Below are 14351 nucleotides of genomic sequence, written 5' to 3'. Positions count from 1 at the left end.
CGATCGGGGTCTTCTGACTTCATAGCGTTTTCGCCATGAGGAACACGGAGAACGTCAAGGGGATCGCGGCTCGTGCTGCGATGTGGAGTGCCCGTCATCGGGCGCTCGCGATCCTGGGTTGGATCGCCTTCGTCGTGGGGGTGACCGTCCTCAGCGGACACATCGGGACCCGCGAGGCGACGAGTGCCGAGCAAGGGCACGGGGACTCCGGGCGGGCCGATCGCATCGTCGCGGCGGCCGGGTTCCCGGACCAGCCGGCCGGTGAGATGGTGCTGGTGCAGAACCGGGCCGGCACGGATCGGTCGGCGGCCGTCGCGGACGTGACCAAGGCTCTCGGCACCACCGCCGGCGTGACCGGCATCGGCAAGCCGATCGAGTCACCGGACGGGAAGTCGTCGCTGATCTCGTTCAGCATCACGGGCGACGCGGACACCGCCAAGGAGCGGGTCGGGCCGGCTCTCGACACGGTCGAGCGGATGCAGGCCGCGCATCCGGAGCTCTACATCGCGGAGGCCGGCGACGCCAGCGGCGACAAGCTGATCGGTGACGCCCTGGACAGCGGGCTGCAGCGGCTCTCGCTGCTGTCCATCCCGGTCACCCTGGGCATTCTGCTGATCGCCTTCGGTGCGGTCGTGGCGGCGCTGCTGCCGGTCGCGCTGGCGGTCACGGCGGTGGTCGCGGCGCTGGGGTTGCTCGCGTTCGCCAGCCGGTTCGCGCCCACGGTCGACACGACGATGCACGTGATGCTGCTGGTCGGCCTTGCGGTGGGGGTCGACTACTGCCTGTTCTATATCAAGCGTGAACGTGACGAACGTCGCAACGGCGCCGACGCGCATCGGGCGCTGGTGATCGCGGCGCAGACATCGGGGCGGTCGATCTGGGTCTCCGGCCTCACCGTGATCGTGGCGATGGCCGGCATGTTCTTCACGCTGGACGCGACGTTCACCAGCTTCGCGGTCGGGACGATCCTGGTGGTGGCCACGGCCGTGCTGGGTTCGCTCACCGTGCTGCCGGCGCTGCTGTCGGCGCTCGGCGACCGGGTCGACGCCGTCAAGATCCCCGGGTTGTACCGCCGGCGCGAGGGCGGCCGAGTGTGGAACGCGGTGCTGCGGGTCGTGCTGGCCAAGCCGCTGATCTCCGCCCTGATCGCGATCGCCGCCCTGGCCGCGCTGGCCGCTCCGACCCTCGACCTCAAGACCAAGGGGGAGAGCGTGGAGGATCTGTCGCCGAACGCGCCGGTGGTGGTGGCGTTCGCGGCGATCGACCGTTCCTTCCCGAGCGAGACCACCCCGGCCGAGATCGTCGTCCAGGCGCCCACGGTCAAGGGCGCGGCGTTCGACCGGGAGCTGGGCGCGTTCAAGACCGCTGTCGCGAAGAGCGGCGGCCGGCTGGCGGGCCCGGTCGACGTGCGGATCAACCCGGCCGGCACGGTCGCGGTGGTGTCGGTCGGGTTGCCCGCCGACGCGTCGCTGACGTTCCTGCGCCAGGACGTGGTGCCGGCGACCTTCGGCCGGTTGCCGGGTGCGACAGCGCTGGTCACCGGCGAGACGGCGGGTGGTGCCGACTTCAACGCACGGTTGGACGCGAGCCTGCCGTGGGTGTTCGGGTTCGTCCTGGGACTGGCGTTCCTGCTGCTGCTGGTGTCGTTCCGCTCGGTCGTGATCGCGCTGACCGGCGTGGTGCTGAACCTGCTGTCGGTCGCCGCGGCGTACGGAATGCTGGTCTGGGTCTTCCAGTACGGGCATTTCGAGCACCAGCTCGGGTTCAAGGCGAGCGGCGGGATCACGAACTGGATGCCGTTGTTCCTGTTCATCATCCTGTTCGGATTGTCGATGGACTACCACGTCTTCGTGCTGAGCCGCATCCGTGAGGGGCACGACCGCGGCCTGTCGACCAAGCAGGCGGTGCGTGAGGGCATCGGCCGCACGGCGGGCGTGATCACCAGCGCCGCGGTGGTGATGATGGCGGTCTTCGCCCTGTTCGCGACGCTTCCGCTGGCGTCCACCAAGCAGCTCGGCGTCGGTCTGGCGGCCGCGGTCCTGCTGGACGCCACGATCGTCCGGGCGGTGCTGCTGCCCGCGGTGATGGCCCTGCTCGGCGAGAAGAACTGGTGGTTGCCCCGCTGGCTGGGCTGGTTGCCGCGGATCGCCCACGAGGCGCCCGCGCCGGTCGAGCAGCGCGAGCGCGAACTGGTGCCGATGGGGTAGCGACGGCAAGGGCCCGGCAGTGCGAGGTGGCCCGGTCTCACGGCTCACGGGGGCAGGCGTGACGTCGCGAGACCGGGCCCTTCGGCGTTGCAGGGGTTGCAGCGCCCGCGGAAAGCACAAATGTCCACTGTAGGCCCTGGCCTGGCGGAGTAGTTGTTCCGGGTGGTAACCGCGCCGAACAGCGGGTAATGGTCAGACACACGAATTGTCATGGCGTGCCGGTATCAATACCAAAAAGTTGTATTAAAGATATTTTGTGACCGCCATCGCGGTTTCCGGTTGTGTGACCATTATCGGAGTTCTCTGGTCAGCCGCCTAGCTGAGGCGGGTCGGCATCGCCGAGTAATATCAAGCCGGTTGTGCCGTGCTGCCTCGTTACGGCACGTTGGCGGGTCGAAACGTGCAGGTTGCGGCGATCCGATGATCCTTGAGAACACTGATTGCACGCATGGCGGCGAGCTCCGGCTCCGCCGACAGTCGATGGGCACCAGACCGACTACGACACCGTTCACCAGCTGGCTCACTCGCAGCTCGGTGCGCAGGAGCCGGCCCATCCGGACGAGTTGCGAGCCATTCTGGGGTGGCCCGCTTCGACAGAGAGGTATAAGTAATGACGGACGCCGCTGCTCTGCTCCCCTTGCAGGGCACGGACTTCGCCAGCGCTCTCGCCGCCCCGCCCGTGCCGAACCTGCGGCGCATCGGTGGCGAGATGTTCGCGTGGTCAGATCGGGACCCTCAGCGCGGGCCGGCTCTTCCCCGGGGCGCCGCGATGCGACACCTGCTACGCCAGATCGCCCGCCCCGGCAGCACCGTCCTGGTGGCCGGGCCGCACGCCGACGAGCTCGTGTCCGGGCTGGTTCAAACCGGCGCGGCCGTGACGTGGCTGCTGCGCTCGCTCCTCGACGCCGAGCAGGCCGCTCGCGCGTTCCCCGAGGTCACGGTGCTGACCGGCGCGGTCGTCAAACTCGACCCGGCACAACGCTACGACCTGGTGGTCGCGGCCGACGGCGTGGAACGCCTCAACTCGGTCGAAGGCGAGCAAATGGCGCCGGCCGAGCTGATCGACCGGCTCGCCGAGGCCGTGCACCCGGACGGTGTTCTCGTGCTGATGCACGACAACCACCTCGGGCTGCATCACACCGTGCGGCTGGAGCCGGGTGCCCACGAACGGCTGGACGCCAACTGGTATCCGGTCGACGACCACGACCCGCATCGGCCCGCTTCGCGGCGGCAGCTCGTCGACCGGCTGGCCGGCGCCGGCTTGCGGGTGGCCACGACGTACGCGACCTTCCCGGAGCCCGCGGTCCCGACCGTGCTGATCGGCGAGAGCCTGATCGGCGACGTGTCCTCCCCGCTCCGGCCCCTGCTCGGCACCGCCGTGAACCAGGCTCTGGTGGCCGGTTTCCGCGGCAAGGCCGTGCTGAGCGACCCTCGGCAGCTGGCGAACCGCGCTCTGCGGGCCGGCGCCGAGGACACTGTCGCCCCCGCGTGGCTGGTGATCGCTCGCGGTGCCGGCGACGGTGTCGGCCCGGTCGTCCTCTCCCACGAGCTGCTGGTCGGCGACGCGCGCGGCACGTTCGCGTACGAGGTCGCGACGGCCGGCGACGAGATCCGCACCAGCGTTCTCAACCAGATCGAGGGCACGATCGAACGCGCCGGCCTGCGCCGGATCAGCGAGCCGGTGACACTCGGCGCCGACCGCGGCTACGTGCTGGAGGAACGGCTGCTGCACCTGGCGGCCACCGCGGACGTACGGGAGATGCGGATCGAGCTCGCCCGGTACGACTCGTGGCTGCGCGACCAGGAACGTGACGGTCTGCTGACCGGGCCGGCCGCTCTCGCGGGTTTCGCCGACATCATGGTCACCGAGAACGGGCTGACGCTGCTGCCCACCCGGTGGGAGCCCATCGAGCCGGTCGCACGCGAGGTCGCCGAGATCCGGGCGGGGTGGCAGTTCGCGGTCCAGCTGGTCTCCTCGGCCAGCCCGCATCCGTGGGCGCTCAACTTCTCCGCTGTCGACCTCACCGCCATCGTGCTCGGCATGGTCGGCATCGCGGTCGGCGACGCCCAGGTGCGCGAGGCCGTCGAGCTGCACATGGCGCTGGAGACGGCCGACTCCGAGCTCTCGCTGGCCGAGCAGCACGATCGCCAGCTCCAGCTGCTGTCCGTGCGGACGGGTTCACCCAGCGTGGACGTGGACGGCTTCCGGGAGATGGCCGAGGCGAACTGGCGCCAGCGCTACGAAGCCAGCCACCTGGTCGAGATGATGGCCTGGACCGACCAGATGATCCGGTCGCGCGATCTGGCGCTCAGCAAGTTGGACTGGGAGATCCAGTTCTACAAGAAGTCCTGGGCGGGCCGGGTCCTGTGGATCTTCCGTTCCGCGCTCAAGGTGGTCAAGAAACTGGCCGGCGGCCAGCGCTAGCCAGCAAGACGACGATGGCCCCCGGCGGATGCCGGGGGCCATCGTGGTTTATCGCCTCAGATCAGGTCCCAGGTGAGTGGGGTGCCCTTCTCGGCGTCCGTGCTGAACGTACGCCCGAGCACCGTCCCGATCATGTCGGGCGCGAGACCGCCGGTCGGCCGGATCGACCGCACGTTCTCCGGGGTCACCTGGTCGCCCGCCTTCACGTCGGCCACCACGTAGAGCGACCGGCGGAACCGCAGGCTCTCCTTCTCGGCCTCGGTCGGGCCGATGTGCGTGGTGCCCAGCGCCTGCCAGGCCCGCTCCGACTCCTCGCGCAGCAGCTTGACCTCGTGCGGCTCCAGCGAGAACGCCGAGTCCACGCCGCCGTCGGCCCGGCTCAGCGTGACGTGCTTCTCGATCAGCGTGGCGCCGAACGCGACCGCCGCGATCGGCACCCCGATGCCCAGCGTGTGGTCGCTGAGGCCGATCGGCTTCTCGAGCATCTGCTGCAGCACCGGGATGCGCCGCAGGTTGGTCTCCTCCGGCGGGGCCGGGTACGACGCCGTGCAGCTCAGCACCGTGATGTCCGGGCTGCCCGCTTCCTCGGCCGCCTCGACCGCCGCGGCGATCTCCTTCACCGACGCCATGCCGGTCGAGATGATGATCGGCTTGCCGGTGCTCGCGGCGAGCCGAATCAGCGGCAGGTCGGTGATCTCCGAGGACGCGATCTTGTACATCGACGCGTCGAGCTTCTCCAGCAGGTCCACGGCGGTGCGGTCGAACGGGCTGGAGAACGGTGTGATGCCCCGCTCGCGAGCCCGGTCGAAGATCGGCTGGTGCCAGTCCCACGGCGTGTGCGCGCGCTCGAACAGCTGGTACAGGTATTCACCGGACCAGAGGCCGTGGCCCTTGGAGATCTGGAACCGGGGGTGCTTCACGTCCACCGTCATGGTGTCCGCGGTGTAGGTCTGGATCTTGATCGCGTCCGCGCCGGCGTCCGCCGCGGCGTCGACCAGTGCGAGCGCCCGATCGAGGGAACCGTTGTGGTTGCCCGACATCTCCGCCACGATGTACGGCCGCTTCTCCGGCCCGAACTTCGTCATTACTTCCCTCTCTCCGTCCAGACGACCGTCTTCGTGACTCCGTCGACGACCCGGTCGTACCGGCGGGTCTCCTTGAAACCGAAGCGCCGGTGCAGCGCGAGCACCTGCTTGTTCTCGGCCAGCGTCTCACCGCCGAGAGTTTCCAGGCCGAGCGTGCCGAACGCGTACTCGACCGCCTCTTTCTCCAGAAGCATCCATGCTCGGAGAAGGCCGTCGCCCAAGCCTGCCACGTCCAGGTAGAACGACCACGTACTCCCGTTGAAGATCACGACGCCGGCCGGTTTGCCGCGATCATCCTCGTAGATCAACACCTCGTGCCAGTGGTTTTCCCACCACCCGGCGTGCTCGTCGGGCTTGATCTCGTGCGTGGTCAGGCTGACGGCACGCACGTCGGGATGATTGCGCCACGGCAGGATGAGGTCGCGGTCGGCGTACAGCGCGGGTCGTAACACGGCTTCAGACTATGGTCGCGACCGTGGGCGCCGAGGACCGGGCGGCCATCGCCGGGGCCGCGGACCGCGGGGCTCGCGCTCGGTAGGCGGCACGCAACAACGAGTACAGCGGGTAGTTGCCGGCGGCCACCAGGCGGTGCCGGAGCCCCGGGCGATATCCGGCCGGCCGGTACCGCCGGTACGACGCGGCGAGCTGCCGGAAGAACGCGCGGCGCCGGCTCGGGTGCATCCGGCCGTCGTTGCCGGCCACCACGAGCAGGTGGTTGATCATCAGGTGGAACAGCCGGGCCCGGACCTCGGGCGCGACGTGGTGGCCGGCCAGCCACTCCTGCAGCCGGTCGTACTGGGTGAACGCCTCGAAGTGCCGGTCGCTGCGGGTGGCGGTGATCGCCCCGGCCCGGCCGATCCGGTAGTAGTAGCAGACCCGGTTCAGCACCGCGATCCGCGACGCCGCCAGCAGCACCGGAAGACTGAACGGGACGTCCTCGTACCAGCCCGGACGGAACTGCAGGTCGTGGCCGAGCAACAGGGAACGCCGCACGATCCGGTTCCACGCGGTGTGCTGCACGCCGAGCACGCGGTCCAGCGTCACCGGGCCGGCCAGCAGGTGCGAGCTGGCGTCCACCTCGCGCCGGCCGTCGTCGTACGCCCGCAGGTGGTCGATGAGCAGCACATCCGGCTCGCTCGCGGCCAATTCGTCCAGCACCGCCTTGATCGAGCCCGGCGGCACCCAGTCGTCGCTGTCGACGAACCAGACGTAATCGCCGGTCGCCTGAGCCAACCCGGCGTTACGAGCGAGTCCCAGCCCGACGTTCCCATCCAGATGGATGACCTTGATCCCGGCGTACCGGTCGAGGATGTCTCCGCAGCTGTCCGGTGAGGCGTCGTCGACCGCGATAATCTCGACCGAGGCGGAACCCGAGGCCCGAAGCGAGTCGAGGCACTGCACCAGGTAATCCTCAACCCCGTGGACCGGCACGACGATGCTCAATCGGAGGGACACCTCGCAAACGTGGCGGCCATTGTTGAACTAGAGGCAAACGAGCAGGGTCGCCGAGACAAATTCCATGGGTACGCGGCAGCGGCACCGGCCGGCCCCGGATGACCTTGGCCGGAGACGCCACGCCGAACGCCTCGATACACTCGTCGCCTAAACCACCGCGTGCCGCGCCCGGCGGAAATCGTCAGCCGTCCAGCGCGAAAAGGGGATAAGGATGCATCACGCCAACTACTACTACGGCCATGCCCACGTGCTAGCGCGTTATGCCGGGCTCGCCGACCCGATGCACCCGCCGCGCATTCAAGGTTACCTGCAGCACGGGTGGAACATCGGCGACGGACTCGCCCCGGGCGTCCCCTTCGTACCGGGCAGCAAACTGTTCGTGTGGTCCGAGCAGACGCGTCGCCGTGCGTGGTCGCAGGGCCGACGAGACGTGATCGCGGTCGGTTCGCCGTTCGCCTATCTCCTGGAGATGGAGGAGGCGAAGGCCACCGAAACGACGCGTGAGGGCTCCATCTTCTACCCGTTCCACGGCTGGGAAGGGCAGCAGGTGATGGGCAGTCACCAGCGCCTCATCGACGAGCTCAAGGCGCACGAGTCCGGACCGATCACGGCCTGCCTCTACTGGAACGAATACAACGTCAAGGCCATTCGGAAGCTGTACGAGAAGGCCGGGTTCCGCGTCATCTCGCACGGCTACCGCGGCTTCTGGTGGCGTGATCACGACCGCGACTTCCTGCTGCGCCAGCTCGTCGAGCTGCGCCGGCACAAGCGGGTGATCTCCAACCGGCTGACCAGCGCGATCTGGTACGGCCTGCTGGCCGGCTGCCAGGCCGCCGTGTACGGCGACCCGATGGTTCTCGAGGACGCCGACCTGACCTTCGGTGGTGAGCCGAGGCTCGAGCGTCAGTGGCCCGAGGTCTACGGCTACGACCCCGACCCGATCGTCGGCCGCGAGCTCGCCCGGAGCGAACTGGGCGCGGACCTCCTCGCGCCGCCCGAGGAACTGCGCGTGCACCTCGGCTGGAACATCGATTACCCGGTCCGGGCGCGGGAACTGGACACCAGCATATGACCCACCCGGTGGAATCGGTTCTGCCGATCCGCACGCACGGTGCCTACCGTCAGTCATCGCTGGTTCTCGGGACTGCTCAGCTCGGCATGGCGTACGGCATCGCCAATCGCGCCGGCGTGCCCGACGACGACACCGTCGCCGGGATCCTGGAAACGGCCCGCCGCCTCGGCGTGTCCCATGTGGATACCGCCCGTGCCTACGGCGAGAGCGAGCGGCGCATCGGGACGGCCCTGCGGGGGCGTGACGATCTGGCCGTCATCACCAAAATCGCGCCCGGCGGCGCGGTCCGGGAGAGCCTCGACAGGAGCCGGGCCGCGCTGGAGCGCCGCGGCCCGCTGACCGTCTTATTGCACCGGGCGGCCGATGTGGACGACGGCTGGGCGGATCTGCGGCAGGTCCTGCACTCCGGCGAGGCGAACCGGATCGGCGTCTCCGTCCAGTCTCCGGCCGAGCTGTACCGGATTCTGCCGCTGCCCGACCTCGGTTACGTCCAGCTGCCATGCAACGTCCTCGACCGGCGCTGGCTGGATCCGCGGCTCACCGAGGCGCTGGCCGCCCGCGAGGATCTCGTGGTGACCGTGCGAAGTGCCTACCTGCAGGGTCTGCTCGTCGCCGGAACGGCGGTGACGTGGCCTCATCTTCCGGACACTGAACGTGACGCGGTTGTCGCCCTCCTGGACGGCCTCGTGGACGACCTCGGTCGAACCGGCCGCGATGATCTCTGCATCGCCTACCTGCTGTCGTTCCCCTGGGTCACCTCGGTGGTCGTCGGCGCCGAGACCGAGGACCAGCTTCGCGTGAATGCCGACCTGGCGGGCCGGACGCCGCTCACCGAGGCCGAGCGCGAGAGCGTTCTCGCCACGCTGCCCGAGATGCCGGCCGACCTGCTCGACCCGAGCCGGTGGTCGGCATGACGGCCGTGACGCCCGACGAGCTTTTCAACCTTCGTGGCCGGGTGGCCGTGCTGACCGGCGCGACCGGGCGGCTGGGCCGGATCACGGCTGCCGCTCTCGCCGGCGCCGGCGCGACGACCTGGCTGGTGGCCCGCGACGCCGACCGGCTCGACGCCCTGACCAAGGAGCTCACCGACCAGGGCCTGGACGTCCGGTCCGCACGCGGTGACGTGACCTCGGACGACGACATGGCAGCGCTGGGCGCGACGCTGCGGGAGGCGCACGGCCGGGTCGACGTCCTCGTCCACAACGCGCACGTCGGCCGGTCCGGCTCGCTGCGCTCGTCCCGGGCCGCGGACTACATGGAGGCCACCGACCTGGCCCTGGTGGCGTTCCAGCGCCTGCTCGACGCCACCCGCGAGCTCCTCGTCGCGGCGGCTCGCGACGGGTCGCCGTCGGTGATCACCATGGCGTCGCAGTACGGCCTGATCAGCCCGAAGCCGCATCTCTACGACTCCCCGGAGAAGGGCAACCCGCCGTTCTACGGTGCGGTCAAGGCCGGCCTCATCCAGCTGACCCGCTACGCGGCGGTCGAGCTGGCCCCGGACGGGATCCGGGTCAACAGCCTGACCTTGGGGTCGTTCCCGGGCGACGGCGATCCCGGCCTGCTGGGCCGGCTCGCCGAGGAGAGCCCGCTGAAGCGAAACGGCGACGCGTCCGAGATCGCCACCTCGGTGCTTTACCTGGCGTCGCCCCGGACCAGTTATGTGACCGGCGCCAACATCGTGGTGGACGGCGGCCGGACGATCTGGTGAGTCCCGGTGGGGTGCCTGGACGACACCCCACCGGAACCCGTTACGGCCGGGCCGGGCAGACGATGAGCGTGGCGGGCGCCGGGATGCGAGCCGCCGGGGAGCAGTCGAACTTCTGGTTGATCAGCGTGCGCACCTGCTCGGTCGACTTGCCGATGTTGAACCAGGACGGCTGCACCACGAGATACTTCGCGTCCGACGGCTGGGAAAGACAGCGCAGGTTGTCGTCGTAGCTGCGGAACTCGCGCACCTCGTCGACGTAGGTCGCCCGTTGCAGCCACTGCGGTGACGGGTAGCGGCAACCGGTCGGGTTGCCGATGAACTCGTTGATGGTGCCGAAGGTCAGATAGAGCACCGGCGTGTCCGGTCCGATCCGGTCGCTGAGCGCCTGGTACGGGTTGGCCGTCTGGATTTTGGCGTAGATGTTGTAGTTGAAAGTGCTGAACGCGTACGGCGTACCGGGCACCGAAGCCTGCACCAGAGCCACGCACAGCACGGCCAGGCCGGCCAGCCACGGCACCGAGACGCTGGTGAACCTGCCGAAGAACCAGGTGACTACCGCGGCGAGGATCGCGAAGACCACGATGGCGATCGTGACGTCTTTCGGGTGGGCGTCCCGCCAGGCCGCCGGTTGCCGCAGCAGCGCGACACTCAGCCCGGTGGCCAACAGTGTCAACACCGTCAGCGGGATCCGGGCCGAGGTGCAGACCGCGAACGCCACGCCCCACACCGATGCGGCAAGGACCGGGACCACCGCGAAGTGGTACTGGAAGAACTCGCCCTGGCCGTACGCGGGTGCCACCGACAGGCCGAGAGCGACCACCGCGATCCCGGTGGCGATCCATCGTTCGCGCCCGGCCGGACGGCGGTGGATCAACACCGCGGCCGCGGCCGGCGCCGTCCACACGAAGGGGCTGAGCACGGCCATGTCGCCGACGCTGAAGAGAAGGTGGCGGATGTCGTCCAGGCGGATGCCGTTGTGGATCGGCGAGCTTTGCACTAACTGAGCCTGGTCGGACAGCCAGATCAGTTCCCAGGGCAGCGTCAGCTTGGTCACCAGATACCAGGCGGCCACGGCGACGACCGTCGCGACAGCGGTCCATAACGCACGCCGGCGGTGGAACAGGAAGATCATGAGCAGGGCCAGCAGCGCGATCGGGAACGTGGCGAGCTTGACCGCGACGACGGTCATCGCGGCGATTCCGCCGAGGGTGGCGCCGAGCCAGAGCCGGCGCGGGGCCAGGGCGGCACCGACGGCCAGCGCGCCCGCGAGCGCCGCGACCCAGTCCGGCTCCAGGAAGTGCCACGGGGGCGCGACGGCGAGTGCCAGGCCGGCCGCGATGGAGACGCCCGCGGCGGCTCGGCCACCGGCGAATCGGCGGACGCCCACGAACAGGACGACGGTCACGGCCGCGATCAACAGCACCGTTTCCGCACGCACCAGCACGTGCGACAGCGCGAATGAATGGTTACCGACGATAATCCGCTGAAGATCGTCGATTACGCCGATCAGCAGCTTGTAGGTCAATGGACGGGCGATGAATATCTGCCAGATGCTGACGCCGCCTTCGCTGGCGGTGCTGATGCCGCCGAGGGCGTAGGTGACGTCACCGTTCAAGTTGAGTCGCGCGCTGAACACAATTGCGGCCAGCGCAATCAATCCACCGATTATCGCGGCTGCAACCTTGCGCACACCGAACGTGGCGCGCGGCGTCTCGCCGGTGGACGACACCGGCGCGGACTGCGTTGTCGAGCTCATCCGCCGCAACCTGGCAAGAAACTGTCCCCCATGCCCGTCCTTGATTTCTCTTAAGCCGGAATCTTCCGGGTGGCATCATTCGGTACGAGGCGGTTTCATGTCAATGACGGACAACGTCGAGCGATATTCATTCGATTCGGTGCTTGATCGCATGCCGGAGATCCGAAAACGCAAGGCGCGGCACAACTCCTGACGTAACGGGTTCAATGAGGACGTTTGGCGCCGCCCGCGATGACTCCGATGGGTGAGTGAATAGTGACTGCCCGTCGGTAACGGGTAAGGATGTCCTGGTGGGTATGCCGCCACGCACCCTCGCCCCGAGTCGCCTGGGTATGTCCGCCGTCACCTTCATCGCGCTCGCCGCGAGCGCACCGCTCCTCACCCTGATCGCCGTCGTGCCCGCCGCCTACGCGGACGGTGGCGGACCCCTCGTTCCCCTCGTCTTTCTCGCGCTCGGCGTCCTGTTGCTCGTGTTCAGTTCCCCGTACGCCGCGATGGTCCGCCGGGCGCCGTTCGCCGGTGCTCTGTCCACGTTCGTCACCAGGGGACTGGGCCGCCCGGCCGGACTGGCCGCCGCCTGGGTGGCGATCGCGTCCTACCAGGCGATCCAGCTCGCGCTCTACGGCCTGGCGGCGGCCGCCCTGTCGCCACTGATGGACGGCGTGCCGTGGTGGCAGGTCGCCGGCGGATGCTGGCTGCTGGTCACGCTGCTCGGCCTGGTGCGGATCGAGATCACCGGCGCGCTGCTCGCGCTGATCGTGCTGGCCGAGATCGCGGTCACGGTGGGCTACGCGGCGGCGAACCTGATCGAGGCCGGTCGGATCCCCGCCGAGACCATCACCCCCTCCATCGTGGACCGTCCGATTCTCGGGCTGTTACTGGTCATCGGGGCGATGACCTTCGTCGGCTTCGAGACCACCGGTGCGTACGCCGAGGAGTCGATGCGCCCCCGGCGTGACCCGGGCAACGCGACGTTCGCCGCGGTGATCGTCCTCGGCATGCTGAGCGCCGCGGGCGCCTGGTCGATGAGCGTCGCCGCCGGCCCCGCGCCGATCGCCGGCCTGGCCCGGTCCCAGGGTGACCAGCTCGTGTTCGGCCTCGCCGCGGCGCGGCTGCCCGGCTGGACCGTCACGCTGGGCCGGATCGCGCTGCTGGCCGCCCTGGTCGCGGCCGCGCTGGCGGTGCATCACGCGATGGTCCGCTACCTGTTCGCCCTGGGCCGCGAGCACGTGCTGCCGCCGTACCTGGGCCGGACCTCACGACGCGCGAGGGCCCCGCACCTCGCGTCCCTCACGCAGTCGGCGATGGGCGGGTTGCTGCTGCTCGCGCTCGGCCGGCCCGACACGCGACTCGCCGTCGCCGGCGGTCTGGGCGTGCTGGCCCTCCTGACGGCTACCTCGGTGGCCGCGTTGCTGCACCTCAACCGGATTCCGGACGGCGAGGGCGTGTGGACGCGGTTCGTCGCGCCGAGCCTGGCCGCGGTGGGGCTCGGGGTGGTGGCGTACCTGGGCGCGGGGTGGGATCGCTGGACCGTGGCGATCGCCGTGGCCGCGCTGCTGGGGCTGCTGCACGCGCTCGTGCTGCGCCTGGCCCGGCCGGTGATCTACGCGGGCATCGGGCACGCGGGCGTGCCGGTCGTGGTCACGCCGACGCTGCCCGAGCAGCGCCACCCGGGCGCGCACCGGCCGGAGCGGATCGACAGTCAGCCGAAGAACTCTTGAATCTGGGCCAGCGTGAGGTAGCCCTGCGGTTCCAGCTCGTACGGCACCGAGGGCAGCGGACGGGCGGTGACCGGCACGTCGTCGACATCCGGTGGCAACGGCCGCGCCGGGGGAGTGGCCGGCAGCGACGGCAGCGTCATCGCCTCGCGGATCACCTCGAACATCGCCCGCACCTCGACGGCCGCCCGGGCGAGCATCTCGGCCCGGCCGTCCACCCCGGTCGGCAGCGCGCAGGTGAAGTTCGCCTTCAGCCGGTCGCCGCAGCGGCGGATGTCGGCGCTCGGCCGCAGATGGTCCAGCCGTCCCTCGGCGACGATGCCCAGCTCGCAGGCGACCAGGCCGGAGTGCCGCCACCAGGCCCGCCAGTCCGGGTCCTCGTCCAGGGTCAGCGCCACGTGCCGCAGCGCGACCATATAGTCCTGCGGCGCCCGGCCGTCGCCGGTCGCGGTGCCCATGTGCGGGTGCAGCCAGGTGTCACGCCACGCGTCCGCGTTGGAGCCGGTGTCGGTGCCGAACGCGCAGACGTGCTGCCACGGCGTACGGGTGGCGGTGCGGTAGGCCCGCTCGGCGACCGGGAGCAGCTGCGAGCCGGGGCGCCCGGCGTAGGAGGCGAGGGCGGTCGGCGCGCTCAGCACCTTCCGGTACGCGTTCGCGCCGGCGGCGACGACCGCGCAGCGTACGCCCAGGAACGACGTGCCGGAGGTGTCCACCGCGCGGTAGTGGGCCGGGGTGTCCAGGGCGTGCAGCGCCCGCGACAGGTGGTCGGCGAAGTCGCGGATGTCCGCGGCGCCGTGGTCGGAGAGCTCGTCGGCCAGCCGGTCGTAGTCCGCCGGGTCGTGGCCGATCGTGTCGACCAGCTCCCAGAAGGTCTGCTCGTCCATGTCCGCATGGTGACATCCCGGGCGCGGTGTCGCCGGATTTC

At 69.7% G+C, this 14351-nt stretch carries 11 protein-coding genes; 6 read left to right on the top strand and 5 right to left on the bottom strand.

Features of this window, described 5'->3' with window-relative positions:
* Positions 1-35: 35 nt before the first annotated feature.
* On the top strand, positions 36-2207 hold the full coding sequence (locus tag HH310_RS28095) for an MMPL family transporter (protein ID WP_169178673.1): 2172 nt from the start codon (positions 36-38) through the stop codon (positions 2205-2207).
* A gap of 610 nt (positions 2208-2817) precedes the next feature.
* The gene (locus HH310_RS28090) at positions 2818-4632 is read left to right on the top strand and encodes a hypothetical protein (protein WP_169178672.1); all 1815 of its coding nucleotides are present in this window, start codon (positions 2818-2820) and stop codon (positions 4630-4632) included.
* Between the two features lie 56 nt (positions 4633-4688).
* Here the strand turns inward: HH310_RS28090 and pseI are convergent, their stop codons facing one another.
* The 3 genes from pseI to HH310_RS28075 are packed head-to-tail and all read right to left on the bottom strand — an operon-like array spanning position 4689 to position 7172.
* Positions 4689-5717, bottom strand: coding sequence for a pseudaminic acid synthase (gene pseI / locus HH310_RS28085; protein WP_169178671.1), 1029 nt, complete (start codon positions 5715-5717; stop codon positions 4689-4691).
* Positions 5717-6169, bottom strand: a complete 453-nt coding sequence (locus HH310_RS28080) for a GNAT family N-acetyltransferase (protein ID WP_169178670.1) — start codon at positions 6167-6169, stop codon at positions 5717-5719. The genes pseI and HH310_RS28080 overlap by 1 nt, the downstream gene beginning before the upstream one ends.
* Positions 6170-6173: 4 nt before the next feature.
* A complete protein-coding gene (locus HH310_RS28075) occupies positions 6174-7172 on the bottom strand; it encodes a glycosyltransferase (RefSeq protein ID WP_312034367.1) in 999 nt (332 codons plus the stop codon).
* A 211-nt stretch (positions 7173-7383) separates the two neighbouring features.
* Between HH310_RS28075 and HH310_RS28070 the strand changes: the two genes are divergently transcribed.
* The 3 genes from HH310_RS28070 to HH310_RS28060 are packed head-to-tail and all read left to right on the top strand — an operon-like array spanning position 7384 to position 9952.
* Positions 7384-8244 carry a hypothetical protein gene (locus tag HH310_RS28070; protein WP_169178669.1) on the top strand — a complete coding sequence of 287 codons (861 nt, stop codon included), beginning with the start codon at positions 7384-7386 and terminating at the stop codon, positions 8242-8244.
* 8 nt (positions 8245-8252) lie between these two features.
* Positions 8253-9158 carry an aldo/keto reductase gene (locus HH310_RS28065; protein WP_169178668.1) on the top strand — a complete coding sequence of 302 codons (906 nt, stop codon included), beginning with the start codon at positions 8253-8255 and terminating at the stop codon, positions 9156-9158.
* Positions 9155-9952: an SDR family NAD(P)-dependent oxidoreductase gene (locus HH310_RS28060; protein ID WP_169178667.1), complete on the top strand. Its 798-nt coding sequence runs from the start codon at positions 9155-9157 to the stop codon at positions 9950-9952. The genes HH310_RS28065 and HH310_RS28060 overlap by 4 nt, the downstream gene beginning before the upstream one ends.
* 40 nt (positions 9953-9992) lie before the next feature.
* Here the strand turns inward: HH310_RS28060 and HH310_RS28055 are convergent, their stop codons facing one another.
* The gene (locus HH310_RS28055) at positions 9993-11708 is read right to left on the bottom strand and encodes a hypothetical protein (RefSeq protein ID WP_248294487.1); all 1716 of its coding nucleotides are present in this window, start codon (positions 11706-11708) and stop codon (positions 9993-9995) included.
* 296 nt (positions 11709-12004) lie between these two features.
* Here HH310_RS28055 and HH310_RS28050 point away from each other — a divergent pair, with 296 nt between their 5' ends.
* The gene (locus tag HH310_RS28050; protein ID WP_169178723.1) at positions 12005-13429 is read left to right on the top strand and encodes an APC family permease; all 1425 of its coding nucleotides are present in this window, start codon (positions 12005-12007) and stop codon (positions 13427-13429) included.
* Here HH310_RS28050 and HH310_RS28045 read toward each other — a convergent pair.
* The gene (locus tag HH310_RS28045; protein ID WP_169178666.1) at positions 13411-14310 is read right to left on the bottom strand and encodes a DUF4240 domain-containing protein; all 900 of its coding nucleotides are present in this window, start codon (positions 14308-14310) and stop codon (positions 13411-13413) included. The two genes, HH310_RS28050 and HH310_RS28045, sit on opposite strands and share 19 nt — an antisense overlap.
* Between the last annotated feature and the right edge of the window lie 41 nt (positions 14311-14351).

This window comes from Actinoplanes sp. TBRC 11911 (assembly GCF_012933445.1).
Taxonomy (GTDB): Bacteria; Actinomycetota; Actinomycetes; order Mycobacteriales; family Micromonosporaceae; genus Actinoplanes.
This window is presented reverse-complemented; position numbering and strand designations above follow the sequence as displayed.